The 26,511-nt window shown below is 70.0% G+C and carries 30 protein-coding genes and 2 pseudogenes; 10 read left to right on the plus strand and 22 right to left on the minus strand.

What is annotated here, in order from left to right; genetic code table 11:
* Window positions 1-547 precede the first annotated feature (547 nt).
* Window positions 548-1,288: a hypothetical protein gene (locus tag OV079_RS51135; protein ID WP_267777858.1), complete on the minus strand. Its 741-nt coding sequence runs from the start codon at window positions 1,286-1,288 to the stop codon at window positions 548-550.
* Window positions 1,289-2,932: 1,644 nt separating this feature from the next.
* Between OV079_RS51135 and OV079_RS51140 the strand changes: the two genes are divergently transcribed.
* Window positions 2,933-3,187: a hypothetical protein gene (locus OV079_RS51140; protein WP_267777860.1), complete on the plus strand. Its 255-nt coding sequence runs from the start codon at window positions 2,933-2,935 to the stop codon at window positions 3,185-3,187.
* Between the two features lie 22 nt (window positions 3,188-3,209).
* Here OV079_RS51140 and OV079_RS51145 read toward each other — a convergent pair whose 3' ends face one another.
* From OV079_RS51145 to OV079_RS51160, 4 genes are all read right to left on the minus strand, one after another.
* Entirely contained in the window at window positions 3,210-3,572 is a 363-nt protein-coding gene (locus OV079_RS51145; RefSeq protein ID WP_267777862.1) for a hypothetical protein, read from the minus strand.
* Between the two features lie 260 nt (window positions 3,573-3,832).
* Window positions 3,833-4,357: a hypothetical protein gene (locus OV079_RS51150; protein WP_267777863.1), complete on the minus strand. Its 525-nt coding sequence runs from the start codon at window positions 4,355-4,357 to the stop codon at window positions 3,833-3,835.
* A 156-nt stretch (window positions 4,358-4,513) separates the two neighbouring features.
* Window positions 4,514-5,044, minus strand: coding sequence for a lysophospholipid acyltransferase family protein (locus OV079_RS51155; protein WP_267777864.1), 531 nt, complete (start codon window positions 5,042-5,044; stop codon window positions 4,514-4,516).
* Window positions 5,045-5,161: 117 nt separating this feature from the next.
* Entirely contained in the window at window positions 5,162-5,314 is a 153-nt protein-coding gene (locus OV079_RS51160; RefSeq protein WP_267777865.1) for a hypothetical protein, read from the minus strand.
* A gap of 763 nt (window positions 5,315-6,077) precedes the next feature.
* On the opposite strand from OV079_RS51160, the gene OV079_RS51165 reads away from it, so the two are divergent.
* From OV079_RS51165 to OV079_RS51190, 6 genes are all read left to right on the plus strand, one after another.
* Entirely contained in the window at window positions 6,078-6,659 is a 582-nt protein-coding gene (locus tag OV079_RS51165; RefSeq protein WP_267777866.1) for a terpene synthase family protein, read from the plus strand.
* On the plus strand, window positions 6,613-7,320 hold the full coding sequence (locus OV079_RS60105) for a terpene synthase family protein (protein ID WP_267777868.1): 708 nt from the start codon (window positions 6,613-6,615) through the stop codon (window positions 7,318-7,320). Before OV079_RS51165 ends, OV079_RS60105 begins: the two co-directional genes overlap by 47 nt.
* Window positions 7,321-7,367: 47 nt before the next feature.
* Window positions 7,368-7,901 (plus strand): terpene synthase family protein, encoded by a 534-nt coding sequence (locus OV079_RS60110; protein WP_267777870.1) that lies wholly within the window; start codon window positions 7,368-7,370, stop codon window positions 7,899-7,901.
* Window positions 7,810-8,169, plus strand: coding sequence for a hypothetical protein (locus tag OV079_RS51180; RefSeq protein ID WP_267778908.1), 360 nt, complete (start codon window positions 7,810-7,812; stop codon window positions 8,167-8,169). The genes OV079_RS60110 and OV079_RS51180 overlap by 92 nt, the downstream gene beginning before the upstream one ends.
* A gap of 419 nt (window positions 8,170-8,588) precedes the next feature.
* Entirely contained in the window at window positions 8,589-9,005 is a 417-nt protein-coding gene (locus OV079_RS51185) for a hypothetical protein (protein ID WP_267777871.1), read from the plus strand.
* Entirely contained in the window at window positions 9,002-9,709 is a 708-nt protein-coding gene (locus tag OV079_RS51190; protein ID WP_267777872.1) for a hypothetical protein, read from the plus strand. The genes OV079_RS51185 and OV079_RS51190 overlap by 4 nt, the downstream gene beginning before the upstream one ends.
* 78 nt (window positions 9,710-9,787) lie before the next feature.
* Here OV079_RS51190 and OV079_RS51195 read toward each other — a convergent pair whose 3' ends face one another.
* From OV079_RS51195 to OV079_RS51215, 5 genes are all read right to left on the minus strand, one after another.
* On the minus strand, window positions 9,788-10,114 hold the full coding sequence (locus OV079_RS51195) for a hypothetical protein (RefSeq protein WP_267777873.1): 327 nt from the start codon (window positions 10,112-10,114) through the stop codon (window positions 9,788-9,790).
* 898 nt (window positions 10,115-11,012) lie between these two features.
* On the minus strand, window positions 11,013-11,930 hold the full coding sequence (locus tag OV079_RS51200; protein ID WP_267777874.1) for an MBL fold metallo-hydrolase: 918 nt from the start codon (window positions 11,928-11,930) through the stop codon (window positions 11,013-11,015).
* A 650-nt stretch (window positions 11,931-12,580) separates the two neighbouring features.
* Window positions 12,581-14,650 (minus strand): hypothetical protein, encoded by a 2,070-nt coding sequence (locus tag OV079_RS51205; protein ID WP_267777875.1) that lies wholly within the window; start codon window positions 14,648-14,650, stop codon window positions 12,581-12,583.
* Window positions 14,547-14,759, minus strand: coding sequence for a hypothetical protein (locus OV079_RS51210; RefSeq protein WP_267777877.1), 213 nt, complete (start codon window positions 14,757-14,759; stop codon window positions 14,547-14,549). Before OV079_RS51210 ends, OV079_RS51205 begins: the two co-directional genes overlap by 104 nt.
* A gap of 114 nt (window positions 14,760-14,873) precedes the next feature.
* Complete coding sequence (locus tag OV079_RS51215) at window positions 14,874-15,578, minus strand: hypothetical protein (protein ID WP_267777879.1); 705 nt, start codon at window positions 15,576-15,578, stop codon at window positions 14,874-14,876.
* 656 nt (window positions 15,579-16,234) lie between these two features.
* Here OV079_RS51215 and OV079_RS51220 point away from each other — a divergent pair.
* The gene (locus OV079_RS51220) at window positions 16,235-16,504 is read left to right on the plus strand and encodes a hypothetical protein (protein ID WP_267777881.1); all 270 of its coding nucleotides are present in this window, start codon (window positions 16,235-16,237) and stop codon (window positions 16,502-16,504) included.
* Between the two features lie 618 nt (window positions 16,505-17,122).
* Here OV079_RS51220 and OV079_RS51225 read toward each other — a convergent pair.
* The 5 genes and pseudogenes from OV079_RS51225 to OV079_RS51240 form a co-directional block, all read right to left on the minus strand.
* Complete coding sequence (locus OV079_RS51225) at window positions 17,123-17,503, minus strand: tetratricopeptide repeat protein (protein ID WP_267777883.1); 381 nt, start codon at window positions 17,501-17,503, stop codon at window positions 17,123-17,125.
* Complete coding sequence (locus tag OV079_RS51230) at window positions 17,500-18,399, minus strand: FecR domain-containing protein (RefSeq protein WP_267777885.1); 900 nt, start codon at window positions 18,397-18,399, stop codon at window positions 17,500-17,502. The genes OV079_RS51225 and OV079_RS51230 overlap by 4 nt, the downstream gene beginning before the upstream one ends.
* Window positions 18,396-18,719, minus strand: a complete 324-nt coding sequence (locus OV079_RS51235) for a sigma factor-like helix-turn-helix DNA-binding protein (protein WP_267777886.1) — start codon at window positions 18,717-18,719, stop codon at window positions 18,396-18,398. Before OV079_RS51235 ends, OV079_RS51230 begins: the two co-directional genes overlap by 4 nt.
* A gap of 70 nt (window positions 18,720-18,789) precedes the next feature.
* A pseudogene (locus OV079_RS60115) lies at window positions 18,790-19,281 on the minus strand (RNA polymerase sigma factor); the annotation flags it as partial.
* 80 nt (window positions 19,282-19,361) lie between these two features.
* Window positions 19,362-20,153: a hypothetical protein gene (locus tag OV079_RS51240; protein WP_267777887.1), complete on the minus strand. Its 792-nt coding sequence runs from the start codon at window positions 20,151-20,153 to the stop codon at window positions 19,362-19,364.
* A gap of 1,056 nt (window positions 20,154-21,209) precedes the next feature.
* On the opposite strand from OV079_RS51240, the gene OV079_RS51245 reads away from it, so the two are divergent.
* Window positions 21,210-21,509 (plus strand): LIC_13387 family protein, encoded by a 300-nt coding sequence (locus tag OV079_RS51245; protein WP_267777889.1) that lies wholly within the window; start codon window positions 21,210-21,212, stop codon window positions 21,507-21,509.
* 40 nt (window positions 21,510-21,549) lie between these two features.
* Here the strand turns inward: OV079_RS51245 and OV079_RS51250 are convergent, their stop codons facing one another.
* The 7 genes and pseudogenes from OV079_RS51250 to OV079_RS51280 form a co-directional block, all read right to left on the minus strand.
* Window positions 21,550-22,017 (minus strand): hypothetical protein, encoded by a 468-nt coding sequence (locus OV079_RS51250; protein ID WP_267777890.1) that lies wholly within the window; start codon window positions 22,015-22,017, stop codon window positions 21,550-21,552.
* A complete protein-coding gene (locus tag OV079_RS51255) occupies window positions 22,014-22,769 on the minus strand; it encodes a hypothetical protein (RefSeq protein WP_267777891.1) in 756 nt (251 codons plus the stop codon). Before OV079_RS51255 ends, OV079_RS51250 begins: the two co-directional genes overlap by 4 nt.
* Window positions 22,770-23,405: 636 nt before the next feature.
* Complete coding sequence (locus tag OV079_RS51260) at window positions 23,406-23,714, minus strand: hypothetical protein (protein ID WP_267777893.1); 309 nt, start codon at window positions 23,712-23,714, stop codon at window positions 23,406-23,408.
* Window positions 23,663-24,271 carry a hypothetical protein gene (locus OV079_RS51265; RefSeq protein WP_267777894.1) on the minus strand — a complete coding sequence of 203 codons (609 nt, stop codon included), beginning with the start codon at window positions 24,269-24,271 and terminating at the stop codon, window positions 23,663-23,665. The genes OV079_RS51260 and OV079_RS51265 overlap by 52 nt, the downstream gene beginning before the upstream one ends.
* 539 nt (window positions 24,272-24,810) lie before the next feature.
* A complete protein-coding gene (locus tag OV079_RS51270; protein ID WP_267777895.1) occupies window positions 24,811-25,035 on the minus strand; it encodes a hypothetical protein in 225 nt (74 codons plus the stop codon).
* A 276-nt stretch (window positions 25,036-25,311) separates the two neighbouring features.
* Window positions 25,312-25,635 (minus strand): annotated as a pseudogene (locus tag OV079_RS60120) (hypothetical protein); the annotation flags it as partial.
* A 247-nt stretch (window positions 25,636-25,882) separates the two neighbouring features.
* A complete protein-coding gene (locus OV079_RS51280; protein WP_267777898.1) occupies window positions 25,883-26,287 on the minus strand; it encodes a helicase-related protein in 405 nt (134 codons plus the stop codon).
* On the opposite strand from OV079_RS51280, the gene OV079_RS51285 reads away from it, so the two are divergent.
* Window positions 26,279-26,461 (plus strand): hypothetical protein, encoded by a 183-nt coding sequence (locus OV079_RS51285; RefSeq protein ID WP_267777899.1) that lies wholly within the window; start codon window positions 26,279-26,281, stop codon window positions 26,459-26,461. The two genes, OV079_RS51280 and OV079_RS51285, sit on opposite strands and share 9 nt — an antisense overlap.
* Window positions 26,462-26,511 lie beyond the last annotated feature (50 nt).

Below are 26,511 nucleotides of genomic sequence, written 5' to 3' on the forward strand. Positions count from 1 at the left end.
TCCGCGTTGGTGGTGTACCAGCCCATCGGCGCCACTCATACGCACGCTTCACCGCGGGCTGGGCCGCCGCGCGGCGAAATGGCCCGAACCGCCCCACTCGGCGAGCCGCAAGGGCTCATGTTGCCGCTCCTAGCGACGAACGCGCCGGGGTAAGATGCACGTCGGGAACCGGAAACCGTGTACCCTGAGGAGCGAGGCGACGAAGGGGAAGAAGCTCATCCGCGACGCGTTGAAGCCGTTCATCGAGGGGTTTTTGCCATGAACGTCGAAGGGGCCGAGAGCGGTTATTTGGTCCTACGAAACGAGGAGGAACTGTGGGCATTCAGAATCGTGGCCCGCGCCATGCTCATGGAACAAGTCCATGGAAGGCAACTGCTCCACGAGAGCCTCCACGAGCGAGCGGCATGCGCGCCCGCCTCTTTGTGCGCCAGGTCGCCTCGACCAACGAGGAAGGGATGCTCGCGCTCACCGTCGAGGTGGTCGAGATCCAAGACCTGGGCCCGTCCATCACCCCTTGATGTTGTCGGCGCCATCGCGCCCTGCGCGGCTACAGGCACTCCGCGGCTTCGAATTCGAACAGGGGCGCGTCGCCGGTGACGACCTTCACGAGGATTTCAGAATAGTCGGCCTGCGTCAGCGGACCGCCCTTGCAGGCAAGCACCCGGAGCGCGCTGGCGTCACCCATGCTCGTCAGATCGCCCGCTGATCCACCCAGCCCCATCAGTCCAAGCGCAGGGTTGAGCGCGATTTCGATGTCGCCACCGATGAAACCGGTGGCATGGAAGGCATCGATGTCGACGAGCCCGGTTTGACAGCGAACACGGAGGCTACCACCGATCGTCTTCGGGTTCATCCCGGCGAGGCTGCCGAGGTTGGGGTTGTCCTCGGTCGAGTTGCAGAGCGCGTTCCATTCGATGGTGTCCTCGCCGATCGTGATGTCGCCCCCGACAGCGGTCAGCGATCCGAGCCCGGCCAGGCTCGCCAGCGCGGCATTATAGCCGATCGAGACGCTGCCGCTGACCGAGGCGAGGCTCTCCAACCAGAAGATCGACCAAGGCGTCGTTATCGTCGATCTCGGGCTTCCCGTGACGGACTTGAGGCCCTTCAAGCCGGAGACGCTGACCAACGCGTCGTTGCGCTGGACGATCAGCCAATCACCGACCGCCGCGACCCCCTCCAGACCCGTAAGGCTCGTCAGCGCACCGTTGTCCACGATACCGAGCCGCCCGCCGATCTGGCCGAGTCCGTCCAGGCTCGGGATATCCACCAACCCGGGGTTGAAGACCATGTACAAGCTTCCGGAGACGGAGACGAGCCCGTCGAACCTGCCAGGCTCTTCAGAGCATCGTTCTCGGCGACCTTGACGTCCCCGTGGATGACCTGGAGGTTCTCCAGGCCGACGAAGTCGGCAGCCCGTCGTTGTCCGTGATCGACGGGTCACCGCCGAGCGACGCCAGACCGCCGAGGACGCGATGCTCGTCAGCGCGTGGTTATCCGCGAGCGTCACGTCGCCGCCGATCGTGACGAGACCTTCGAGGCCCGAGAGATGTCAGAGACGGATTGTCTTCAATATAGAGATCCGAGACGACCGAGGAGATGCCACTCAGCCCCGCCAGGCTCTGCAGCGCATCGTTCCGGACGATGTAGAGCGAACCGCCGACCGACGTGACCCCCTTCAGGCCGGCCAGATCCACCAGCGCGGGGCTATTCCAGATCATGAGGTCACCGTCCACCGAATCCACCCCTTCGAGCCCCGCGAGGCTGCCGAGCGACGGGTTGGCCTCAATATTGAGTATACCTCCACGGAGGTCAATCCGGTGAGTCCGGACAGATCCGTCAACGTATCATTGGCCAGGAGATCGAGCGTCCGCCGACATGGCGGAGTTCGACAGCCCAGGAGGTTCGTCAGAGCCGCGTTACCGATGATGAAGATCCCGTCCGAAACTCCGCAGAGGCAAGCGAGGTCGAGCGCTGCGGCCGAAGTGCGTTCGACGGTGAAGGAGCCGCCGACGTAGACATGATCTCCATGGGTCGCACAAAAGCTTCCCACCGGCGTCTCCGGCTTCACCCTCGAAGAGGACATCACCGACCACGAGCGCGGCTCCCGCACACTCCGGTGGAACCTCGACATCGTCACCCGTCGCGGTGGTGGCGATATCGTCGTCACGCATGCTGGTACATGCGAGCGGAGCACCTGCGCAGGGCGCCAGCATCACGACGAAGCGGGGCCAAAGAGAGGCCCAGGAAGCGACGAGTCGCGCCTTGCTCGCCATGCGTGACTGTCGAAGGTAGCAGCGATCCGGGCAGTTTCGAACCGACGCCTCGGTCTGGAAAGTGGAACCGGTCGGTCTCGCCCTCCGCGGAGGGACCGTGATGCGGGTGGGTGAGGTGCGGCGGCGACGCGCAACAGTCTGCGCGCGGACGCTCGAGCGAGACCGGGGCTGCGCGCCGCGTCACGTATGACATCCGCGTCGGTCGCCACGCGATCTCGTCGCCGGAAAGAGCCAATAACTTCAGTGGCACGACGCTTGCTGACCAGTACGCTGGTGCCGCCCTCGCTCGTGTGTATCGCCTGGCTGCTGACGTTCTCGACCACGCCGACCCCGGAGTTCGCGCCCGATCCGCTGGCAGGCGCGGCCCATCCCCAGAGTGGTCGATCCGGCCCAGGGGTTCCGGGCGCCCAGCAACTACTTGCACGTCAGTCCGGGGTCCTCGCGCTGGCCCTCGACGCGCCCGAGATGCGAATGTATGCCTGGGGCGTCGCCGGCGGGCACCACTTTGTCCGCGGCAAACGCTTCGCAGCGCAGGTGGGCGGGTTCTTCGAGCACCTCGTGTGGGCCGAACCACCGTCGTTCCGCTCGGTCGTGTACACCACGGGGATGCACTTCCTCCGGGTCGGCCCGAGGTCCGCGTCGGCGCCAGCGGCGAACGGGTGTTCGGCTACGGGCTCGCGCGCATCGGGCTCGACGTCATGGTGGAGCGCTGGAACATCAACGGTGAGTACGGCTCGTCGCGCGACGGCAGCGAGGCGAACGTGGATTTCATGGCGTCGATCGGCGCCGGCATCCAGGGGGTGCTCGGACCGGGGCACCGGCTGATCCTCGGCGCCGAGCCGAGCTTCGACGTGGACGTCCGCGCGCCGCTGTGGACCTTCAAGGCGCGTGTGTTCCTCGGTTGGCGCTTCTGACCGGCGACGCCGCCGCGGCGTCTCACATCCGCGTCGACCGGCCGGCGGGCGAAGCGAGCTGGAATCGCCGCCGTGAACCGTGAAGAACGTCGTTTGCTGCGCACGTGACTTCGCCGCGATCGCTGGTGCGGGAGGTCTGGACGGCGGCGAGGGCGGCGTGCTCGGCGAGCAGGGCCGCCATCGCGCCGTCGTCGGTGCTGCGCGTGCGCGCCTCGGCGACGGTCATGCCGAGCGCGCGCAGCTCGTCGCGGACGCGCATCTCGGCGAGCGGCCAGCGCGGACGCGCGAGGCTCTCGGCGTGGACCAGCACCACGGCGGCCGCGCGCGCGGGGCCGCCGGTGAGGCCGAGCAGGCGGCGAGCAGAGCAGGCTGCGGGGCGAGCCATTCGGACGGAAGGATGCCCGATGTGCCGGCCGTCGGCGACTGCGAGTCGCAGAAGTCGAGCGGACCGGCCCGCCGTGCGTGGGCGCGGCGAGCCGGCGGCGCACTACGGCATGGCCGTAAGGATATGTTCTTAGGGTAATGTCTATGAGGTCATGCCATGATTTGGTGCTCGTGCGCGGGCTAGCGAGTCGAGGGATTGGCAGTGTGAGCCCGCGCTCGGCAGGTGTCGTGATTGCGGCGCGGGACCGGCGGTCGCAAGCGTCACTCGGGCAGCGCGCAGACGCCCACGTCCTGGTACTCGGGCGGGGCGTCGCCCGGGAGGAAGAACGGGCGGCAAATTTCACCGACGCTCGGGCAGACGCCGGGGTCGTCGAGGTCGCAATAGGCGGCGCAGCAGCCGATCTCGCTGGGGTCGCACGCGGCCGCGTACTCGGAGCCGAGGCACATCGACCCGGGCTCGCACTGGTTCAGGTCCTCGCAGACCTCCAACTCCTGCTTGGGTTCGTCCATGATGGGCCAGCAGCCGAAGGCGTAGGTCCTGTAGTTGCAGGCCTGCCCGGCCGGGCAACCCAGCAGCAGCGGGTCGCACTCCGCGACGCACAGCGGGATGGCGAGGACGTCGAAGCAGGTGAGGCCGGCGTCGCAGGTCGGGGCGACCAGGCTGCCGGTGCAGAGCGGGGTGCAGGTGCCCTTGCCGGTGTCCGCGTCGACGTCGTGGCAGTAGAGGCCGATGTCACTAGGTATCGGGGCCGAGGTGGCCCTCGACGAGGACCTCGCACTCTTCACCGAACTGATCGGGGTCGGGCATGAGCGGCGTGACGTGCGCGTGTGTCCGTCTGGCCGTCTGGCGCTGGGACAGATACGTGGCGAGCCGCTCGCAAGCGCGTGCGGGGGTCGAGGGTGAGCGCGCTGATGTGAGCGCGGGCGTCGCTGATCGGCTCTTCAGCGCGAGCTGTTCGCGACCAGGGCCTGAAATCGCGCGGGCTCACGTGCTCGCAGGACGCTCCCGGGGAAGCCGGTCTCGACGAACGCGTGGATGTCCGCGCGCATCTCCTCGATCACGACCGCCAGTGCCTCGTCGTCGAGACCCGCGGTCTCGACCTGCGGCCCGACCCACACGCTCACGGGCCCGCGTGAGAACAACCAGGTGCCCTTGTGGTTGACCTGGTAGGCGCCGTGGACGGCGATCGGGACCACCGGCGCGCCGGCATCGCGGGCCATGAAGAAGACGCCCTGCTTGAACCGCTGGACGTGACCGTCAAGGGTGCGGTGGGCCTCGGGAAACACCAGGATCGAGATCCCGCGCGCCATGCGGTCGCGGGCGGCGGCCATCAGCGCGGCCGTGCGTCCGCCCGCCTCGGAGGGCACGGGGATCCCGCTGGTGATCCGCATGATCCAGCCATAGGCGGGGATCTTGAAGTGCGAGGCCAGCATCAACCCGCAGAACGGCCCGGGGATGACCCGGCAAGCCACGTGAGCGTCCATGAGAATTGACGTGGTTCTGACAGAACACGCTCGGGCGGGTCGGGTCGAACCCGGGGTCGTAGACCACGCGAAAGCGCGGGTACGCGAGGCGAGTGACGTGCGACATCAACTGCGCCGCTCTGCGGTTGAGCTGAGGCCACCGCCGCGCACGAGCGCAAATCCGACGAGGAAGAGGATGACGCCCGTCATCCACGCAAACCCGAGCGTCCAGACGAGGATCGAGACGAGATAGCGGATGACCCGCGCTGGGAAGGGCATGAGCACCTGAGGGGGCGAAGTGAGCAACCGGACGGACGAACATGCGAAGTCCGCGCTTGAACGGTGCTTTTACCAGAGTATGCCGCCGCAAGGCGGCGAGACACGTTCTCGTCGCGCGATTCGCCGCACAGATGCAGACCCGCCGGAGGACGCCGAGGATCGCGCCTCTCGCGGGGGCGAACCTCGCGCAGCCTATGCGCCTATCGCTGCGCGATCGGCAGCGAGAACCTATGATCATAGTGCGCCATGACGCATGTCCGGATCTCACCCGGCTATCCCTAGTCCGAACGGCAAGCTCGAGCGACGGCACGCGAGCGTGTGAGATGTCCAAGAGGACAGGCGGCCGCCGCCTCGTGGGTCACGAGCTGAGCGCCTCTCGCTCGTCCTTGAAGCGCGAGCGCGCGCCCTTCGAGACCGCCCAAGCGCGCTCCGCGCGCGGGATCCCGCATGTGTGATCGCGGCGCCGGTCATCGATCCGCGTTCATGTGATCGCCGCCTGCGTGCCGCGGACAAGAAGGCCGGAAGAGCGCCACCCACCCCGCTCCGAATTCCTGCTTCAAGAGGCTCAAACGCGCGCGGGTGCCTGTGTTGACGGGACGTGATGGCGGCTGCTATGGAGCCCGCGAGGTGTGATCGTGGCGGAAGCGGAAGGCAAGCAGCCCTTTGAATTGCCGGATTTCTACGTCCCTGGCCCGCGCGCTTGAACCCCAACCTCGAGGGCGCCCGAGCCCACACGAAGGCATGGGCGCGGAAGGTGGGGATCTTGGATCCGCCGCCCGGCGAGGCCGATCCCGACATCTGGAGCGAGGCGAAGCTCGACGCGATGGACTACGCGTTGCTCTGCGCCTACACCCACCCCGAGGCGCCCGGCCCCGAGCTCGACCTCATCACCGATTGGTACGTCTGGGTCTTCTATTTCGACGACCACTTCCTCGAGACCTACAAGCGCCCCCAGGATCAGGCCGGCGCCAAGAAATACCTCGACCGGCTCCCCTTGTTCATGCCGGTCGACCTCGACGCCACCCCGCCCGAGCCGACCAACCCGTCGAACGTGGCCTCGCCGACCTCTGGTACCGCACGGTCCCTTCCAAATCCGTCGCCTGGCGCCGGCGCTTCTTCGAGCACCAAGAACCTCCTCGACGAGTCCACGTGGGAGCTGTCCAACATCAGCGGGCAGCGCGTCGCCAACCCCATCGAATACATCGAGATGCGACGAAAGGTCGGCGGTGCCCCCTGGTCCGCCGATCTCGTCGAGCACGCCGTCTTCGTCGAGGTCCCCGACCATCGCGCCTCGCCCCATGCGCGTGCTCAAGGACGCCTTCTCCGACGCCGTCCACCTGCGTAATGACATCTTCTCTTACCAGCGTGAGATCCAGGAGGAGGGCGAGCTCTCCAACGCGATCCTCGTGATGGAGCGCTTCCTCGACGTCGATACCCCGCGCGCCGCCGATCTCGTCAACGATCTGCTCACCTCCGCCTCCAGCAGTTCGAGAACACCGCATGCACCAGCGCCCTCCCTCTTTGAAGAGCACGCCCTCGACCCGGTCGAGCGCGCGCATGTCCTCACCTATCTCCGAGGGCTCCAGGACTGGCAGTCCGGCGGCCACGAGTGGCACATGCGCTCCAGCCGCTACATGAACAAGGGCGCATCGAGCAGCTTGCTCCTCCCCAAGGGCCCGACGGGCCTCGGGACCTCGGCCGCGCGCCTCGCCTCCTCCGGCGCCCTCGGGCTCAAGAGGTGGAAGAATTTCTCCACGTCCCCTACCAGCGCGTCGGCCCGACGACTCTGCCCGATTTCTACATGCCCTTCTCCACGGGGACGAACCCCCACCTCGACGGTGCCAGGCAGCGCCTCAAGGAATGGGCGCGCCGCATCGGCTTCACCGGGCCCGTGCCCCACGTCGTCGGCCACAACGGCTGGACCGAGCGTGAGCTCGAGGCCTTCGATATCGCCTACTTCTCGGCGAGGTGCTCCCCGGACGCCTCGGCCGAAGCTCTCGATCTGAGCGCGGGCTGGATCACCTGGGGGACGTACGGCGACGATTACTTCCCGGTGGTCTACGGGAGCACCCGCGACATGGCGGGCGCCAAGGTGTTCGTCAAACGGCTGTCTTCGTTCATGCCGATCGAGCTCGGCGCCACCCCACCCCCGACCACGTCGTTCGAGCTCGGCCTCGCGGACCTCTGGCAGCGTACGGCCGCGTCGCTCTCCGTGGACGATCGGCGAAAGCTCCGCAAGGTGATCGAGGGCACCGTGGAGAGCTGGCTATGGCGGCTCCAGAACCGGATCCAGCACCGGATCCCGGATCCGATCGATTATGTCGAGATGCGCAGGTGGACGTGCGGCGCCGAGCTCACGACGGTCTTCTGCCGGCTCGGGCAGCAGGGCGCTGCGATCCCCCCGAGGTCCTCTGCGCCCGACCGATGCGCTCGCTGGAGAACGCGTATTCGGATTACGTCGGCCTGCTCAACGACCTCTACTCCTACCAGGAGAGATGGAAATCGAGGGCGAGCTCCACAACTTCGTGCTGGTCGTGGAGCGGTTCCTCGACTGTGGGAAGGACCAGGCCGTCCGGGTGGTGAATGACCTGATGACCGCCCGGGCGCAGCAGTTCGAGCACGTCGTCGCCACCGAGTTGCCGGCGCTCTCCGACGACCTCGGGCTCTCGGCACGCGCTCGCGAGGGGCTCGAGTGGTACGTCGAACAGCTCCAGAAGATGATGAGCGGCACCCTCCACTGGTGTCGGCACACGGGTCGCTTCAAGGAGCCCGAGCGCCAGGGATCTCGTCGCCGGAGCACCTCGCGGGCCCTCGCGGGCTCGGCACCTCGGCGGCACGGATTGTGTCATTGCTGACGAACAATCGGACCTCGTGATTCCATCAGCTCCCTCCACGAGCCCGTGCCGTCGCCAGGACGGCACGACGAGGCCCTGCGGGTTCGATAGGGAGCTCGCCCACTTGGTGAGCGATCGCGCGTGGCAGCGCGGGTGGTGACGATCGACAGGGGCGCGGCGACGCGATCGGCCGACGAAGAGCTGCGAGGATAGATCGTATGCTCCCGCGATGTCGCTCACCATCGAAGACCTCCGGCGCGCCGCCCAAGAATGCTCGGAGTCCGCCATCGACCACGCCCTCGGGATCGCGAGCGCCGACGAGATCGCTCGGATGCTCCCCAGACGGCCCCCGCGGACCGCTTCCTGCGCATCGTGCTGAGAAACCGGCTCGCGAGACGTGGCCGCTCACGTCGGACGAGTACCAAGACGCGTGCATCTTCTTGGCGGCGGAGCGCGTCGGGGCCGGGGGGCGGGCGTTCGCGTCCGAGCTCGGCATTCCTGGCAACGAGTACGCCACCCTCAACGACGCGGTGTTGGAGCGCCACATCGAGGCGACGGACGCGGATCACCGGATCGCGGCCGCGCAGATGATGCGGCCTGGGCACCTGCACCTCATCGAGCGTCGACTGTCCGTCGAGGACGACGAGCGCGCGCGCGCCGGTCTCCGCGAAGCGAGCCAGCGCATCGCGGGCGAGAGGGGCGCTCCGCCGAGCGCCCTGCTGAGCGGGCCCGACCGCCTCGCGCAGCTCGTTCGCCTCTTTGGCCGCGACAAGGGGTGGTTGCGGTGGAGCACCGCGGCCGCGTGCTTCGGCCAAGACGCGGAGGAGCGAGGGCCGCGGCGAGCAAGCTGCCCATGATCCACTCGTCGGGCGCGTTCTTCTTCGTCGCGGAAGGAGGACGCACCCCACCTCCGCTCGTGCCCGACCTGGGGGATGCGCGGGAGCTCGCGCTTCGAATGACCTGCTCGGACACGCTTGGCCGAGTGAAGGCGTTCGCGCCCACGCACGCGCGTGAGCTGGCCGAGCTCTGGTTGCGCGCCCAGACCGGCCTGTGGCTTCCCGATCTTCGCTATTGGCTCGGGCTCCCCGACCTGGCGAGCGCCTTCGAGGGGGTGCTCTTGCGCGCGGGGACCACGCCGCTGCGTTGCCATGGTGGGCGGATCGAAGGGGGCGTGGACCTCAACGCGGTATTGATCATGCATCACCCCATCCACGGCGACTCCCCGTGGCAGGACGAGGCACCGAAGTGGCAGACGAACCGGCCGCGCCTCGGTCGAGACGAGCTCCCCGATTTCGAGGCCGCCCCCGAGGTGGCTTTCGCCGATTGGACACGTCGCACCAAGGCGCTCGGCTACGAGGGCATTCGTGAGCAGCGGGCGGTGATTCACACCGTTCAGACCGTCGGCAACGTCAGGATCCACCACTCCGGACACGGCGAGGGCTACGGCAAGGGACCGCAGCGGATCCGGGAGGTGTCGTTTCCGACCCACTCGGACGCCGCGGTCTCCGAGGTGGTCTGGGACGTGCGAAGGCTGCTCGGGATCGACCCGCTGAAGGGCTGAAGCGCGTCGCCCTGGGCCTCGCCGAGGCAGCCGCCTGGCCCATCCTGCCGGGGGAAAGGCGGGCGTTATGCTCGCCCGTCACGAGCCTAGCGAACGGCAGCGTAGCTTCACATAGCGATTCGGCGCGAAGTCGGAGACGTAGGTGTCGACGAGCAGCACATGGATCGCGCCGCCGGGACCGAGCTCGACCTGCGGGCGGAGGTGACGGCGCAGGCGAACCGAGTGGACGACCCTCGGCTCGGCCTGCGACCCCTCGAGCACCCACACCATCAGCGTCCCCCGCCCTCGACGCGGATTCGGATAGTGGACATAGGGCTCGCCGTGTGGGTGTTCTTGCTGGGTCGCCGGCCCGCGGGGCCGCCAACCGACACCCGCGATGACGGTTCGGCCATCGCGGGTCGCCACCGCGAACGAGTCATAGGAGGGGCGCGCGAGACCTCCGCGGGCCACTGTACATCGGGCGTCGGCCTCGTCGAGCCGACCTCGTCAGGTGCCGGTGCCTCATCGAGGTCGACGACCTCGGCGAGCTGCCCCGCGGTGAAGCGGTAGCGGCGGATCGGCGCCTCGCCCCCGGAGAGCTGGTGTGCTCTCCATGGTGGTCACGAGCCATGCACCGTCGCGGTCCTGCCGCTGCGTCAGCACGAACTCGCCCTCGCGGATCGTATGGATCACTCGCCACGGTGGGCCGACCCACAATCGCGTCACGAGCGACCGTGGCACGGGCGACGAATCCACATCGGTGGATTGCACATACCAGCGTGAGCCGTCGTGGGCGAAGATATCCGGGTTTGCCGGCCAGTCGGACGGTACGGGATCGTGCTCGACGATCCACCGTCGTCCCGCGAGCCAGGCGTGGTGGAGCTCGCGATGCGACCGCCCCATTGTCGTGAACCGCCACCACTGACTGCTCCACGTCACGTGGGGAACGTCGCGCGCGTCGACCCACATCCGGGTGCTCTGGCTCCGGGCCTCCGCTCCCACGCGCCGGGTCGGCATCACGCGGTCGACCTCGACCGCGAGCTCGGGACATGCACCGCCCCGGCGAGCGTCCGCGGGTATCGACGCGCAGCCGCAGAACCCGACGAGCATCATCACGCGGAACATCAAGGTCGCCCCTCCGGCCTCCTGCGCACGGTCTACCACGAGGGAAGCCGGCATGGGCCGCTTCTTCCGGCCTCGATGTGAACCGCGGGTCGCGTTGCCACACCTGGCCGGTCGCCGGGGCGGGCCTTTCGCCGGGGCGGGCCGCCCCGGCCCCTTCTTCAGCGGCCCGCTAATCCTCACTCCGCCTGCCGTGGCGAGATCAGAAATCCCAGATGACCGGTACCCAGCGGAAGGCTTCACCTTCAATCGCCACGCGGCCGACGGAGGGGAACGGCAAGTGCGACGCCACCAGCAGGCCGCCCGTCCTGGCGAGTTCGCGGAACAAGCCGATGCGCACGCGCGCCGACTCCTCCGGGTCGTGCTCGAATCCGTTGTGCCAGTCCGGGTGGTCGAACGCGACCAGGAACATGGCGTCGCCGGCGAAGGTCAGGCGCTCGCCGCCCGACGCCAGGTCCACGACGCTGTGGCCAGGGGTGTGGCCGCCGGTGAGGCGAACCACGACGCCTGGCGCCACCTCGTAGCGGTCGTGGAAAATGCGCAGGCGGTCGCGGTACGCTTCCAGAAAGCGCGTGGCGGTAGCGCGCAGCACGTTCGGCACCGGCGTCGGCATGGACGTTTGCGAGAAGTCCGGCGTGCCCCAGAACTCCACTTCGGCGGCAGCCACGTGGATGCGCACGTCGGGATTGAGGCGCTGCTTCACGTCGTCCACCAGCAGACCGCCGACGTGGTCCATGTGCATGTGGGTGATGATGATGTCGGTGACGGCCGCCAGGTCGATACCGGCCGCCTTCAGACGCTGCGGGAATTGGCCGGCGCGGGGAAAGCCAGCGTACTGGCCGCCCAGGCCCGCGTCGACCAGGATGATCTGCTCGCCGCTGCGCGCCACCATCACGTTCAGCGGCCAGTCGAACGCGTCCTGCGGCATGTACATGCGGTCGAGCCAGGCCGACAGGTCGGCCGGATCGACGTTGGTGGCCATGGTCGCGGTGGGCAGCGGCAGCACGCCGTCGCTGACGATCAGCACGTCGATCTCGCCGACCTGCAGCGCGTAGCGGGACGGAACCAGTTCGTTGAACTGCTGGCTACCTTGGCGCGCGGTGTTATCTACTGCAAACATGATGAAAACCTCCATGAGAACGGCCCGCCTGGGCGGACCGAGCCAGTCGGGCGACTGGCAGCGATTGGCTGGTCTTCATCGTAGACAGGGAGCATTCCGTGCGGTAGGCACGTCGACGGGATCACTGTGGTGCCCGATTTTCACCAAACGATAGCGCGGGCGCCTGAAGCTGGCGGTCGATCTGGCGTCGACGCGCGAATCGATGCGAATGCGGTGCGCGTCATTCACGGGCTACTCGGTGCAGTGCTTCAGGACCTCCGAGACGCCCGCTCAAGGGGCTTCGAGCCGCCGGCTCAGGGACAGCCGGCCAAGTCCGGCCGGATCTCGGCCGGGGCCGCGGCGCGCAGGGCATCGCGCTGCGCGCCCGAGGCTCGGCGCAGCCTTGATTCCATGCCTGCGACAGGGCGATGTGGTGCGCCTGCGTCAGCGCGCCGCCTCCGGCGACGAACTCGGCTTGCCTGGCGAAGAAGCGGCGCAGGATCGTCGCGCGGCCGGCCGGGTCGAGGCGTCGCATCGGAACCGCCAGCAGCCGCACGGGGCCGTGCTCGGTGCCCCATTGTCGGCCACCGGACCGCGCGACTCCTCCCAGCTTCCGTACAGGTGCAGGAACGCGATCTCGTTCGGCCCCGCGCCGCCGGCTTCGGCCGCCGTCAGCACGTCCTCGTAATCGAGCGGGCGCTGACCGGTCGAGAGGCCGCGCCGGGATTGGCTGCGAGCTGGGCCCACCACCACGACAGGGTCTGCGCCATGGGTGCGGGCACCCCACCCGGGGCATCGGCGGCCTCGAAGAACGCGAACCCGACCTCGTACGGAAACGCGGGGCTGCCGTCCGGCATGCCGTGATCGGGATCGTCAAAGCCGTTGCGTCGCGACCAGTCCCACAGCTTGACCGCCGCGTAGCGCAGCAAGTCGATGCGCGCGAGATGGTCGCCCTCCTCCACGAGGAGCTCACGACCCACGGCCATGGCCGCGGTCATGAAGGCCTGCGCGTGCTCGAGCGAAGGATCGTCGGCCAGCGCGGCCTCGGCGACGGCGAGCTCGCCGTCCCGGCGGGTGAACCAGCGTTCGTCGATCCTTCGCGGCAGCCAGCGCACGAAGGTGGGGACCGCGATCGAGGTCGGCAGCAGGAACGTGTCGACGGTCTCCGGCCAGTCCCAGGGTAGATCTGCGGGCAAGCTCGCGGCGCCCCAGAGGTGCTCGCCGAAGCTGGCGTCGTCGGGCAGGATGGACTCCAGCCCCGCTCCGGCGGCGCCATGGTTGTCGGTGCCCGGTTGGAACGCGGGCCGATACGGTCGCCCTTTCGCGGGCACGGGCAGGCTGCGAATGTAGCTAGCGAGGTCCTCGGCCTCGGCGCGCGAAACTCGTGGAACATCGCGCGTTCCACGATGCTTCGATCGGAGAACGCGTAGTACTGGAGGTCGGCGCCCGAGTCCGCATGGCAACGCGAACACGTCGGTCCGCCGTCGCGTGCGACGTCCTGGAAGTACGAGCGGCCCCGCTCGATGGACGCCGCGTCGTCGCGGAGTGGACGCCACGTCTCGGGCGGCTGGTCGGGCTCGCCGAGCACGTGGGTGGTGTCGCCGATGCGGAGGGCCACGTGCAGGACGCGATACCCGGACACGGCCGCCCGCGTCGACGACCTGACGCGGGTAGCGAAAGGCCAGGTGGTTCACCCCCGGCACGAGGAGCCCGGGATCGATCGCGATCTCGGCCGTGCTCACGCGCCCGTCCGGATGCACGAACGGCTCGCTCACGTCGATGGCCTCGCCCGCGTTGACGACCAACTCCGCCGACCCGGCCTGCACGACGTTGTGCAAGGTGAGCACGAGCGCGGCGGAGTCGGCCGCCGCGAGCTGGGTCTCGTCGAGCCACACGTCGGCGATCCGCTCCGTACCGGCCGGGCCGAGGACCTCGAGCGGCAGGGCCAGCGGCGCCTGCAGCTCGTCGTCGGATCCGCAGCGCAGCCCAGGATCCACGGCAATCCGAGCATCCAGACCGTGTGTCTCATTGCGGCACCAGCCAGGCGTCAAAGTCCGCGTGGTAGCTGCCGCCCGCGACCATGTTGTCTGCGCGATACAGGTCGAAGTTCGCCGGCAAGTCCGGATAGTCGGGATGCGAGAATCCACGCACCTCCACACGGTGTTCTGGTTCTGGTGCCAGCCGAAGTCGAACGGGACGACGCCGGCCGGGAACACCGGGTTCTCGATGAGCAGCCAGGCGAAGATGCACTCGCCGTCCTGCGGGTCCGTTTCGTCGCCGCCGCTGCACGCGTCGTGGATCTGCGTGAACGCGGGCGAGCGCTCGCCGGTGAAGGTCACGTCGCGGAGGACGAGCGCCGACTCGGGCACGAACGTGTAATCGACGACCCCGACGTTGTCCATCGTCGCGCCGTCGATGCGGGGGACGTCTTCCTGGTTGATGCCCTTGATGCCGAACCCGAGCTCGGCATTGTCGGTCGCGACGAGATCCTGGTACGAGATGCTGTTGCCGTAGGCCCCGTGGAGGATGCCGTAGGCTCCGTTCGACCACGCGCTGGCGGTGTAGGGCGTATCGTTTTGCGTGTTGTTTTGCCAGTTCGAGATGCCGTTGCCGGCATTGTTGTGCGCGACGACGCCTTCAGAAGCGGTCGGCCGGATCCATGCCGGAGCCCGTCTCCGACCAGTGGAACGCGGCCACATTGCCGAACGTGCCATAATTGTAGGCAGTGCCGGTGACGACACAGTCCAGCGTGTCTCCGCCGCCGGCGAACATCGCGATGGCCCCGCCGATCGCAGCACAACCCTCGGCGCGGTTCGGTACGGCCACCCGCGCGGCGAGCACGTGGGTCAAGTCGTCGTCGCGCGGCTCGAATTTCTCGCGCTCGGTGCAGCGCAGGCCTGCAGGCGCTGTTGTCGTAGGTGCGCGCCACGGCGGTCTCCTGCGTGTCGTAGACGACGACGTCGGTCACCTCGATGCCGTTGCTGTGCTCGATGGCGATGCCGTCCTTACCGCTGGCCCAGATCGCGGTGTGCCGCACGAACGAGGTCGCCGAGGCGTCCGCCTGCTGATGGAACCGCAGCGGCGACCGGCGGGCCGGCTCGTCGGCAGCGGTGCAGTCGCGGAGCGGTCCGAGCCAGCGCAGCTCGACGCTGTCCAGCGCGCGACGCCCTCCTCCCCGACGATCACGTGGGCGTGGGCGGAGGCGTCGAACGAACGCACGACGACGTTGCGCGTGAGGTTGGCCGCCTCGCCGCGGCGCACACAATCCGCGCAGCCCGCGTGCTCGAAGGCGGTCGCGCTCGCCAGGGTCACCTCGGCGCCGTTCACCGCCGCGATCGTGGCCTCGTCGAACTGATCGGCGAAGTCGGCCTCGGCGATCTCGGCCGTCGGCGTCAGCAGCACGCGATCGCCGGGCTGCCATCCCGTGGCATCCTCCACCGACAGGGTCGGATCGCCCGGCGCGGCGCCGTCGGTCAGCTTCGACCAGGACTGCTTGAGGGCGCCGGCCGCGGAGAACACCCCGCGCCCCATCACCCACAGGCCCACGTCCGTGTCGAGGATCTCGAGCGGCGTGTCGACGGGCGGCGTGAATTCCTCGCCCCCGAACACCGTGCTCGGCGTGCCGACGTAGTCGTCGTCGCGCATGCCGACGAACACGAGCTCGGCCACGACGTCGGCCGGAAGCCGGTCGTCCTCCGTGCCGAGATCGAGCCGGCCCCACGATCACGTTGCCGTGCACAGTCAGCTCCGACGAGGTCGATCGCGAGGCCTTGACGGCGCCGCCCGATTGGATGGTCAAGGTCTTCGCCTCGGCGTCGCAGTCGAGCAGGACGACCTTGCCGTCGGGCACGACGACGTCGGTCTCGGCCGTGGGGACAGGTCCGCCCCAGGTGCCCTCGTCGCACCACGACTCGCAGGCGAGGGCCTCGCAGTCCACCGGCTCGCCGTCCGTGCCGCCCACGCTCGTGCCGCCGTCGTCGGGCCCGGGCCCCGTCGGGCTCGTGTCACCGTCGTCAGGCCCGGTCGCGCCCGTACCTTCCGTCGTGTCCGTGTCTCCGGTCGCGGAGCCGTTGCCGGTAATGATGGGATCACCTGCGCTCGAAGCTTGGCAGGCCAGCGCGGAACCGATCAGCAAAAGAATGGTGGGACGCACGTCAACTCCTCCGGACCGTGAAGTGTCCCGACCGGCTCACCACGGCTCAACGATCACGCGATCACGGGAGCACTATTTCGACTCCCAGGGCGCCGATGCCAAGGGGTCGCCCCCAGTCTGCAACCGTGCGACCGGCGAATCGCACGAGCGGTCGAGGCACGAGCGCCCCGATGTGGCCGTCGAGGCGGAGACGGACGCGCGGGTGCAGCGCGACGGCCAGACCGAGCCGGGCCGCGAACGCGGCGGACGTCACGACGTCGGTCGCGTCGCCGTACGCCGGCGCGGCCGAGCCTCGCATGCGCAGGAAGGCGGGGCCGATCCCGACGCCTGCGTCGGGTTGCCAGGCGCGCTCGGGGACACGAACGACACGTGCAACCCGACGAGCACGAGCGCGGTGTGGATCCGCGCGGTGCCCTCGGGGCCGCTCGCCACGGTGCCCTAGTCGGTGCGAGGGCCTGGAGCGCGAGGCCCAGGTGTCGATGCGGCATCCAGCGCAGGCCGAGCAGGGCATGAAGCGATGGGCCGAGACCGCCGGGGCTACCGGCCACCGCCGGAGCGAGATGGATGAAGAAGCGCGGGGCCGCGGGGCGTGTCGGCGACGGCGGGGATGGCGGGGAGGGCTCGGGAGGAGGCGGGCTGACCACGGGCGCCTCTTGCGGCTCGCGCAGGCTGGCCCGCAAGAGCTCGATCGCACGCATGGCCACGATGCGAGCGTCCTCCTCCGTATGCGGCTGAGGAATCGCGACGCGGTGCCGCACCGACTTGCCGGCGACACGATCGGGGATGCGGATCTCGAGCGCCTCGTGCTCGATCACTCGGATCGCGGCGACCGCTCCGAGGTCGTCGGCCCAGAGCTCGTCGTCGTCCTCCGCGGGGGCCTCCGGGGCCAGCACCTCGAAACCGAGGGCGGACAGCTCGGCGCGAAGCTGACGGACGATCGCCTCGTCGTCGGCATCACCGACCACCGCGATGCGATCGCTCGCGCCGCCCGGCGCCGGCCCGGTGCCCAGCAGCGATCCGACGAGCGCGAAGGAGGCGAATGCGAGCGGCACCGGCAGGCTCAAGGCGCACCGAGCCGGTGCGCGAGATCGGCGTGTGGACCCTCGGGATGGCGCGCGAGATATCGTCGTGCGGTCGCCTGCGCTTCGCTCGCCCGGCCCGCGCGCTCCTGCGACTCCATCAGGCGCCCGAGCGCCTCCTTCGCGAGCGGGCCCTCGGGATGCTCGTCGAGGTAGGTCGAGAACCAGTGCGCGGCGCGATCGTAGTCGGCTGCGAGATCGAAGGCGATGCGGCCGAGCATGTACCCGGCCGTGCCGGCCTCGGGCGCGTCGGGAAATCGCCGGCGCAGTTCGGTGAGCGCCTTCTGGGCTCGCCCCGAGTTGCGCGCGAAGCGAGCCGTGTCGGCCAGCCGCAGGAGGTCCGCGGCCGGCAAGGTGCTCACGAGGTCGGCGAAGCCGATGCGTTCGGCCTCGGTGAGGGCGTCGCGATAGCGGCCAAGCTGCGCGAGCTGTTGCCATGAAGGTTCGGCCGCGGCCTCGGGGGAGGCAGCGGCGTCGGTGCGATCGATCGCGCGGCCTCGGGCTTGGGCGACCGAGGGGTGCGCCGCGGCGGTTCGAGCTCGGGCGGCGGAGCCTCGGATGCAGTGGGGAGCACGGCGGTGGGCACGGGAGGGCTCGGCGCGGGCTGGGAGGGCGGGACGGCGGCGGTGTCGTGCAGATCCATGCGCAACGATTGCCCCATCTCGAGGGCATGGGTCTCCCCCGCCATCGGACCCAGCACGGTGATTCCACCCTGCTTCACCTGGACCTCGAAGCTCGCTTCTTCCGGCCGCCAGGCGATCGTGAACGTGGACGTCGCACAGCTCACGGTGAACGGCCCGGCGCTCACCTGCCAGGGGGTCGCGAGATCGACGGGGACGGTGACCGTCGCCGTGCCGGACACGAGGGCGACACGCGCCTCGTCGGCATCGGCCCGCTCGACGCGTGCGCCCCCGGGATGCAGACGAAGCTCGCCGCCGCTGGCGAACTCGATCACGAGCTCCTCGTCGGCCGGTGCGTTGACGTACGCGCCCATCATCGCCACCGAAGCGGCCGCAGGCTCGCCCGCGACCACGGCGGATCCGTCCTCGCGGCCGCGCAACAACAACAGCGCGATGATACCGACCGCGGCCGCGGTGGCCACGAACGCGGCCAAAAAGGGGCGGCTCGAGCGACGCGGTGCATCGAGGGCGGCCAGCACGTCGACGAGCCTGGCCTTCGGCAGCGCCGCGCGCCCGTGATCCTGCATCCGCGCCATGGCGACGCCCAACCGCTCGAGTGGGGTCTCTGGATCGGTCATCCGTCCCCTCCTTGCAGCCACGCGCTCAACGTGGCGTCGCGGGCCGCCAGTCGCTGGATGCGATCCTGGGCGCGGACGAGTCGGCGCTTGATCGTGGCGAGCGAGGTGTCGCAGGCCTCCGCGATCTCGCGCAGCTCCATCTCTTCGAGGTACCGCAGCGAGAACGCGATGCGTTCGTCGACGGGCAGCCGATGCAAGAGCCGCAGCGCCCCCGCGGCCGCGTGGGCCAGCTCGGGCGACGCGTCGTCGGCCTGTGGCTCGGCAGCTCCTCCGGCGCGATCGATCGCAGCCACCAGCGCGCCCGCCGACGCCGAATGCAACCACGGGCCGTGAACACGGCGATCCGGGTCGTCCATCCGCGCAGCTTGTCGGGTCCACCGCGAAGTCCCCGATGCCCCGCAGCGCGCGGAGGAACACCTCCTGCACGAGGTCGGGGATCTCCGCATCGACCCCGAGCACGCGCACGAGCACCCGCTCGACGTGATCGGCGTGGCGCTCGAAGAAGGCCGCCGCGGCGCCACGGTGGCCGCTCTGCAGCGCGTGCAGAAAGGCCTCGTCCTCCTCGAGGAAGCGAGCCGTGGAGAGCAGCGTGCCCGTGGCGACGCCGCTGCGTCGTGCGTGCGCGGTCAATGGGAGGTGCCCAGCGTCAAGTGTCCGCGCGACGCCGGCACGGCTCAAATATCTCGGGGTGTCGGCGCGGGGAGGCGGCGAGCTACGGGACGGGCCTGGGTGGGTGCTCGGGACCCCACTGGGAACCGCGGAGGGGCGCTCGGGCGACGAGGTACGCGGGCGCGCTCCACCAGCGCGAGGTGCTCGCAGGGCACCGCGATTCGGCGCCAGGCCGAGGGGCGCGTGCAGCCCGGCGAGGCCGCCCTCGGCCACGCCGAGGCGGCCGCGGCGTGCCAGAGCGACGCTCTCGAGCGCGCCCTGCAGAACGAGGCGAGCGCCGCGCGGCGCTCCGCCTACTTCGCGGCGACGGAGGAGAGCGCGATGTCCGTCACCTCGGCTGGCACGTAGACGTCGAACTTGACCTTCCCGCCGTCCAGGAAATCCTTGCGCGGCGTGAAGTCCCAGACCTTGCCCTTGCCCGAGTCTCCCTTGACGACGACGAACCCGCGCATGAACCCTTGATCGTAGTTGACCAACTGGTCGCCGTGCCACTCGCTGCCCGACTTGCGGTCCCAATCGTCGGACAGCAGCACGACGTCGACGACGGGCTGCTTGGTGTGGCTCGCGGCGTAGTCGGAGAAGATCCGCTTGAGCTGCTTCGCGTCCTTGGCCTTGTAGACGTCCTTCGGCAGGCGGACCGCGGCGGCGAGCGCCTCGTCGAGCTCCGCGTACTTCGCCTCGACGGCCTTCCACTCCGGCGTCTCGAGGTCTTCGGCCTTGCGCATCGACTTGTGCGACCAGGCGGACTTGTACTGCTTGACGAACTCGTGGCTCGGGTACGGCGACGTGAGCTCCAGCAGAAAGTCCTCGCTCTGACAGCACGCCGGCAACTGCTGCAGCAGCTTGTCGACGTCGTCGAGCAGCGGCTGGTAGTACGCGCGCCGCTCCGCGACGGGGTCGGCGGGCGGGGTCGCGGTGGGCTTGTCCGACGCGCCCGCCGCGGCGACCTCGGCCTCCGGCGAGGCAGCCGACGATTCGTCCGCCTTCTTCTTGAACAGCGAATTGCTGTCCAGCTTCAGGCCGCCCGCGCAGCCCGCTCCGAGCCCGAGTGACAGAGATGCGAAAATGACGATGATCTTGTTCATGTGTTCGACCTTCAGACAAAGCGGGCACGACGCTGTGCCCGCGAGCGTTGCAGTTCACGCGCGCGTGAACTCTGCCGGCGACGATCGCCGGGCCATCGGAAACGACGGGTGCGCGCAGGGAGTGGGCCGCCCTGAAGCAGTGTCATGATGCGCACCATCGCGGCCGTCTCGGCGCGCATCACCTCGTCCGCGCCGGCGTCGGTTCCTCTCGGCGTCGCGGCGTGGTGGTGTCTCGGTGGGCTGTACGTCGCCGCAGACGGAGTTGGCCGTGAATGTCACCGCATGGATGACGAGCCCGCCTCCGGCAGCGATGGCCAACGTCACGATCCTGTTTGCATGCGCGCTCCTCCCCTGGGCCGAGCGCGATCGCCCAGGCCGACAAGGAGACGGGAGCCGTCGCGGGGTTTTGCGATCTTTTTGAGCGCGCCGTCCGGTTTCTCTTTGCACCATGCACGCGAGAGCCGTCTGAGCGCGGCCTCCGGGCGGCGCCGGTGAGCGGGTCGTGGCCGGTGAGGTGGAGGAAGTCGTCGGGCCAGCACGACGACGCGGTCGGTCAGCGCGGCGTCCAGCGACCCGCGCGAACGACCGAGGGCCGCCCGCAAGCACGACAGCGACGCCCGCGAGCTCCACCGCAAGGGCGACCACACCGGCTCGCCCACTTCACCCGCGCCTGCGCTGAGCCGCCTCGGTCGTGGGTATTCCCAGTCAGCGCTACCTCGTCATCGACCTTGACGGGCTCCGACTCCTTCACGCTGAAGAGCCCGCACGCCGGCGGCGATCGAGCAGCAGCCGCCACCGGCGTCGCGTGGCGGAACCAAACGCTTCACGCCTTCTCCCATCGCTCGGGTACGTGTACGATCGACACGATGCGGGGCATTCGCACGACGCTCACCCGAACGATCACGAGCCCGCGAGATTGGAGCGCCTGATGTCGCCGACCGTCGCCTATCGAGTCGGAGCGTGGTGCTGGATCGTCACCGGCATCGGCCACCTGAGCGTCGACGCCCTGCTCTCGCGGGCCTCGCCGTCCCCGAGGCCGCGCGGCTGAACGCGGCGATGCGCGAGAGCGTGTTCGCCATCGGCGGTATCCGGCGCACCAGCCTCGACGTGGTGAACGGCATCAGCGTCGCGATGGGGCTGGCGCTCGTGCTGGTCGGCGTCCTGTTCCTGATGGTCGCTCGTGTCGCGGGCAGCGCGGAGCAAACCCGCGGCGCCGCCGCCCTCGGCCTGGTCGCGTCTCTGGTGTTCCTCGCGGTCGCGGCAGTGCTCCTGCCGTTGCCGCCGATCGTCACGTTCACGGTGGCCAGCGCGTCGTTTGCGATCGCCCTGGCCGGGCTTCCGCGCCGCGGGTCCTGACGGTGCGGATGTCCTTTGGGACATGTATGTCGGGACCGAATCAGTCGTCGGAGTCGCGTGCCGCCTCGAGTTCGGAGATCCATCGCTCGATCTCCTCCTCACATTCGAGCCGCGGCGAGCGGGCCGGATCGAACAGGGGCAGTTCGGGCGGCGGTAGGCCGAGCTCGGCGAGCAGGTGGGTGGCCTCGCGCAGCTCCTCGAACCACGCGAACGGCGGGCCGTCGGCCCAGGCTTTACGATAAGCCGCGAGCGCCAGCGGGCCGGCGAGGTCGCGCTCGCCGAGCGCGAGGTGGGCCGCGGCCAGAGGCCCCGCGCACTCCTCGGGCGCCGCGCCGGGCGCGTCGGCGAGGGTCCGGCGGGCTTCGAGCGGTCGATCGAGGCGGGCGAGGCAGGCCGCGAGTCGGGCGGAGAGGCGCGTCACGCCGTCGGAGCCCATCCGTCGCGCCAGCTGCAGCGCCTCGGCCAGGTGGGGCTCGGCCGCCGCGAACGCGCCGGCGGCCATGGTCATGCGACCGGCGAGCTCGTGCAGCTCGGCGGCGTCGAACGGGCTCGGGGCCCGCTCGAGGGCACGCCATGCGGCGGCGAGCGCCGGTTCGGGGTCCTCGCCGCGGTGGAAGGCGAGTTTGACGCGGTAGCGGGCGAGTTTGACGCGGTCGCGGTCGTCGAGCTCGTCGTCGTCGAGCGCCGCGAGGTCGGCCTCGGCCTCGTCCCACCGGCCGAGTTCGATCGACAGGATGGCGCGGTCGCGGGCACGTCCGACCGCTTGCGATCGGCGGCGACGGCGAGGCGATGGGCGAGGTCGAAGGTCCGCAGCGCGGCGTGAGTGCGGCCGTCGTCCTCGAGGGACAGCGCCCAGTTGAGGAGGCTGATCACCACGTTGCAGGGGTGGCGGCGCGTGAGGTCGAGGCGGATGCTGAGCTCGCGGAGGACCGTGGCTTCGGGGTCACGGCCGACCAGCGCGAGCGCGTTCGCCAGGTCGGTGATCAGCGCGCTCTTGTGCCGGTAGCTGGACAGGCGCGGGAGCCGGTGCAGGCCGTCGGGGAACAGCGGGGTCAGGAGCTCGACGATCGTCGGGAACGCCGAGATGCGGTCGTAGAGCGGGTGGGCCAGGCGATCGAGGTACAGCGTCGAGGCGGCGTCGAGGTCGCCGGCGCCGACGAGCGCGCTGTAGATCTCGATGGTGCGACCGAGGTCGGCGACGCTGTGGATCTGCGCCTCGGGCTCGGGCGGGAGCCGTTCGAAGTGATCGCGGATCGCCACGAACGCGGCGGTGCGGTCTCGGCCGGCGAGGTTCTCGAACGCGTGGGCGCGGACGACCGGGTGGAGGTCGTAGCGGTGGCTGCTGCGGTCCCATTGCGAAGCCGCGCGCCTCGAGCAGGCACGAGATCGGCGTGGACGCCGGCGAAGTGGGCGCGGACGCTGGGCAGCCGCGCGTACGCGCCAGCGATCGTGCGGTAGTCGTCCCACGCGTCGCAGTGCGCCGCAGCTCGTCGCGGCGATCCTGCAACCGGCGGCGGCGGTCCGGGTCTCGCTCGTCGGCGAGCTTTTGTTCGAGCTGGCGCAGACGGGCGCGCGGCGGCCAGGGCGGGCGTTGCAGGGCGAGGCGGAGGCGGCCGGCCACGCCGAGCACCGTGTCGTGCTCGACCGTGGAGCGCAGCGCGGCGAGCCGCGACAGCAACCTCGCGGCGCGGGCCGGCAGGGCGTCGAAGGCGGCCTCGAGGATCGCCGCGCGCATCTCCGCGGGTTTTTAAAGATCGTCGTCGTCGACGAGGTCCTCGAACATGGCGTCCTCGTCCTGCATGTAGCCGGCGATCAGGCGCCACAACAGGCCGTGATGGCCGAGGGGGGCCATCGCCCGGGTCGCCTGCGCGACCCATGCGGCCGCCGGATCGAGCCTCAGCGCGCGCAGCAGCGCGGGATCTCGGCCGGGTCCAGGCCTTCGAGGGCGCGCAGCTCGACGCCCTCCGCCAGGCCGTCGCCGTCGCGCAGGTCGCTCGGGAAGATCCGCGTCGTCGCCAGCAGCCGCGACGTGCCGGCCCGGCTCAGCGCCCGCAGGAACGCCCCGTCGCGCGGGTCCGTGCAGGCGTGCAGGTCGAGCTTCCCGTCGGCGACCTCGTCGGGCAGGCGCGCCGCGTCGAGGCGGTGGTACGCGATCAGAGCGCGCTCCAGGCCGTCGAGCACCAGCAGGAACGGCCGCGCGTGCAAGGCCGCGAGGACCTGCCGCTCGAGCGTCCGCCGATCCGCGCGCATCGCCTCCGCGGGCGCCACGCCGGCGGCGTAGACCGCGAGGTGGCGGAGCATGCCGTCGAAGGTCGCGCCGCCCTCGTAGAGCTCCACCACATGCAGCCGGCCCACGGCGCGTCGGCGAGCCGCCGCAGGGTCCACGCCCACGCCAGCGCGCTCTTGCCGACCCCGCCGAGCGCCACGAGCACCCGCGCGGGCCGCCCGTGGGCCAGCCAGGCGTCAAGCTCCGCGAGGTCGGCGGCGCGGCCGGTGAAGGCGCGCGACTGGAAGTACGGGTGGACGAGGTACGGCGCGGGCAGGGCCGGCGGCGCGGGCAGGTCGAGGAGGGGGCGCGCGTCGGCGGCCTCTTCGTCGTCAGCGGCGTGCTCGTCGGCCTCGGGCGCCGTGAGCAGGCGCAGCTCGACGTAGGCGGTCGGGCCGGCGCTCGCGTCGTCGGGCAGGCGCAGGTCGGCCGGTCCGGGATCGGCGCCGACGCGGACGACGATGGCGTCCGCGGGCGTGTATGTCCCATCAGACATTTCCCATGGGACATGTCCTGCACGCCAGACGGCGTCGAGGACGGCCGAGCGCGCGGGCTCGGAGGCGTGGACGACGACGCGGCGCGGGCGGGAGCATCGGCGGTTATCGTGGCCGAGGGGCGGCGCGGCGACAAGCGGCCGCGTGGCTCCCGCCGGCTGGAGCTTGGGCCCGCGGCGTGGCTCTCGGAAATTGTCTTGCCGCACTGCCCTGTCTTCCCGCGGACTGCGGAGGCGACGGCGTCCAAGTGCGGAGAGCCGACATGGCCCGCGAACTCGAGGTATTCGATAGACGCTCTTTGCTCGCTCGGCCCCAGAGGTTGGGGTTCATGCCGACGAGATGGTTCTGGAACGATCGGGAGACGCAAAGCCGCGGCGCCGACGAGGGACCCGGCGCGCTCCAGCGCAAGCACGCAGAGGCGACGCTCGGCTTCCAGGAGATTGAGGCTGCCCAGTTGAATCCGGGGCGGTTCGCGGGATCGGCGCGGAGGGAACGCCCAGACCGTGCCGCACGGGCTCGGCCAGGCGCACCGTGGCGCGCGTCACCGGGCCAGGAAGGATGCGATCTTGCGGTTCGCCGCGGGAGTGCGCTCGTAGATGTCCTTGCGGTCGGTGGGGCGCAGCACTCCGGCGCGCAGCCAGGCGTCGATGGTGCGCGTCGAGATGCCGAGGATTCGGAGATGGTCGCGGCCGACCTCGGACTGCTCGCACGGCGGAGCGATCGCAGGAGTCGAGGCGGGCGCGGTGGATCCGTGTGCGGCAGGCACCGGCTCGAGCGCCGCGACGGCGGGCGAGTCGTCGTGCGACACAGCCGCTTCGCCCGGTATCAGGTCCTCGCAGGGCGGGGCGAGCTCGAACAGATCGATGCCGAAGACAGCGCCGAGGTCGTCGACGAGCGGCTGCCGATCGGCGGGGAGCGGCGGAAGCACGAACGCCGGGGCCGCGCGCACCTCGGCGGCCGGATGGCCCCACAACGTGAACAGCAGCTCGGGCTCGCGCGAGAGCAGGACGCCGAAGCCGAGCACCGCGGCGACGACGTGCTTGCAGGGGACGCGGTCGGGACAGGTGCACTCGGGGCCGAGCTGCGACGGGCTCGGAACAGATGACTGCCGCCGGCGACGATCGCCTGCTGCACGGCGAGCCGCGGCTCGGTCCCGGGCGGCGCGGCAGCCCGGACGCCCTGCACCCGCTCGAGCGCAGCGCGCATGTCCGCCGCCGGCGGGAGCAACACGTCGACCACGACGCGGTAGCGCCGGCTGCCCTGCACGAGCGCGGCGAGCCGACCGCGGCTGACTTGCAGGTCGAGCAGGGCGCCGGACAGGAGGTAGTCGAGCCCGCGCGCGAGGCGGGCGACGCCGGCGCCGCAATCCGTGGCCCGGGCGGCCCAGGACTGGGACAGCGGCGAGCGGACGAGGTCGTCCCGCCCCATCCGCACCGGCCGCTGCTGCGGGTGGGCGCGCGGACCGGGCGCGTCGTCCAGCAGCATGACGAGCTCGTCCTCGATGTCGAGCGCGCCGAGCAATTCCTCGAGCTCGTCGGGCGGATCGTAATGCCAGACGGCGGGGCGCGGGGTCCGGCGGCGGCGGCGGCGGGTCTTCTTGCGCGGCATGGCGATCAGTCCTCGGCGAGGGCAGTACGGAGGTCGAGAGAGACGACGCGCAGCAATTCGTCGGTGCCGAGCTCGGTGAGGCGGCGAGCCCCGTCCTCGGCGAGGACGCCGTCGGCAGGCCCTGCTTGTCGCGGAGCATGGCGTCGATCTTCTCCTCGAGGTCCCCGGCACACGAACTTGTGGACGAGGACGTTCTTGTGCTGGCCGATCCGGTAGGCGCGGTCGGTCGCCTGATTCTCGACCGCGGGGTTCCACCAGCGGTCGAAGTGAATGACGTGACCGGCCGCGGTGAGGTTGAGGCCGGTGCCGCCGGCCTTGAGCGAGAGGACCATGAAGGGCGGGCCGTCGTCGCGCTGAAACTCGGCGACGAGCCCGGCGCGCTTGCCGACGGGCGTGCCGCCGTGAAGCACGAGGCCGGGGCGCCCGAAGACGGCCGCGAGCAGCCCGGCGAGGGCTCGCACAGCTCGCGGTACTGGGTGAAGACGAGCGTCTTCTCGCCCGCCGCGACGATCGAGCCGCACAGCTCCTGCAGGCGGAGGAACTTCGCGCTGTCCTTCGGGACATATCGCCCGTCGCCGCTGTAGTGCGAGGGATGGTTGCAGATCTGCTTGAAGCGGGTGAGGTAGGCGAGGAT

Origin of the sequence: Nannocystis pusilla, assembly GCF_026626665.1 — a bacterium.
GTDB classification, from domain to species: domain Bacteria; phylum Myxococcota_A; class Polyangia; order Nannocystales; family Nannocystaceae; genus Nannocystis; species Nannocystis pusilla.

Bases quoted from the DNA above. Each gene is read 5' to 3' on its own strand.
- OV079_RS51135 (WP_267777858.1), bottom strand. From the start codon at position 1,288: ATGGTCTTCAACCCCGGGTTGGTGGATATCCCGAGCCTGGACGGACTC.
- OV079_RS51145 (WP_267777862.1), bottom strand. From the start codon at position 3,572: ATGGCTCGCCCCGCAGCCTGCTCTGCTCGCCGCCTGCTCGGCCTCACC.
- OV079_RS51160 (WP_267777865.1), bottom strand. From the start codon at position 5,314: ATGCCCTTCCCAGCGCGGGTCATCCGCTATCTCGTCTCGATCCTCGTC.
- OV079_RS60105 (WP_267777868.1), top strand. From the start codon at position 6,613: ATGCGCGTGCTCAAGGACGCCTTCTCCGACGCCGTCCACCTGCGTAAT.
- OV079_RS51180 (WP_267778908.1), top strand. From the start codon at position 7,810: ATGGAAATCGAGGGCGAGCTCCACAACTTCGTGCTGGTCGTGGAGCGG.
- OV079_RS51190 (WP_267777872.1), top strand. From the start codon at position 9,002: ATGATCCACTCGTCGGGCGCGTTCTTCTTCGTCGCGGAAGGAGGACGC.
- OV079_RS51200 (WP_267777874.1), bottom strand. From the start codon at position 11,930: ATGTTTGCAGTAGATAACACCGCGCGCCAAGGTAGCCAGCAGTTCAAC.
- OV079_RS51230 (WP_267777885.1), bottom strand. From the start codon at position 18,399: ATGACCGATCCAGAGACCCCACTCGAGCGGTTGGGCGTCGCCATGGCG.
- OV079_RS51240 (WP_267777887.1), bottom strand. From the start codon at position 20,153: ATGAACAAGATCATCGTCATTTTCGCATCTCTGTCACTCGGGCTCGGA.
- OV079_RS51245 (WP_267777889.1), top strand. From the start codon at position 21,210: ATGCGCGAGAGCGTGTTCGCCATCGGCGGTATCCGGCGCACCAGCCTC.
- OV079_RS51250 (WP_267777890.1), bottom strand. From the start codon at position 22,017: ATGACCATGGCCGCCGGCGCGTTCGCGGCGGCCGAGCCCCACCTGGCC.
- OV079_RS51265 (WP_267777894.1), bottom strand. From the start codon at position 24,271: ATGTCTGATGGGACATACACGCCCGCGGACGCCATCGTCGTCCGCGTC.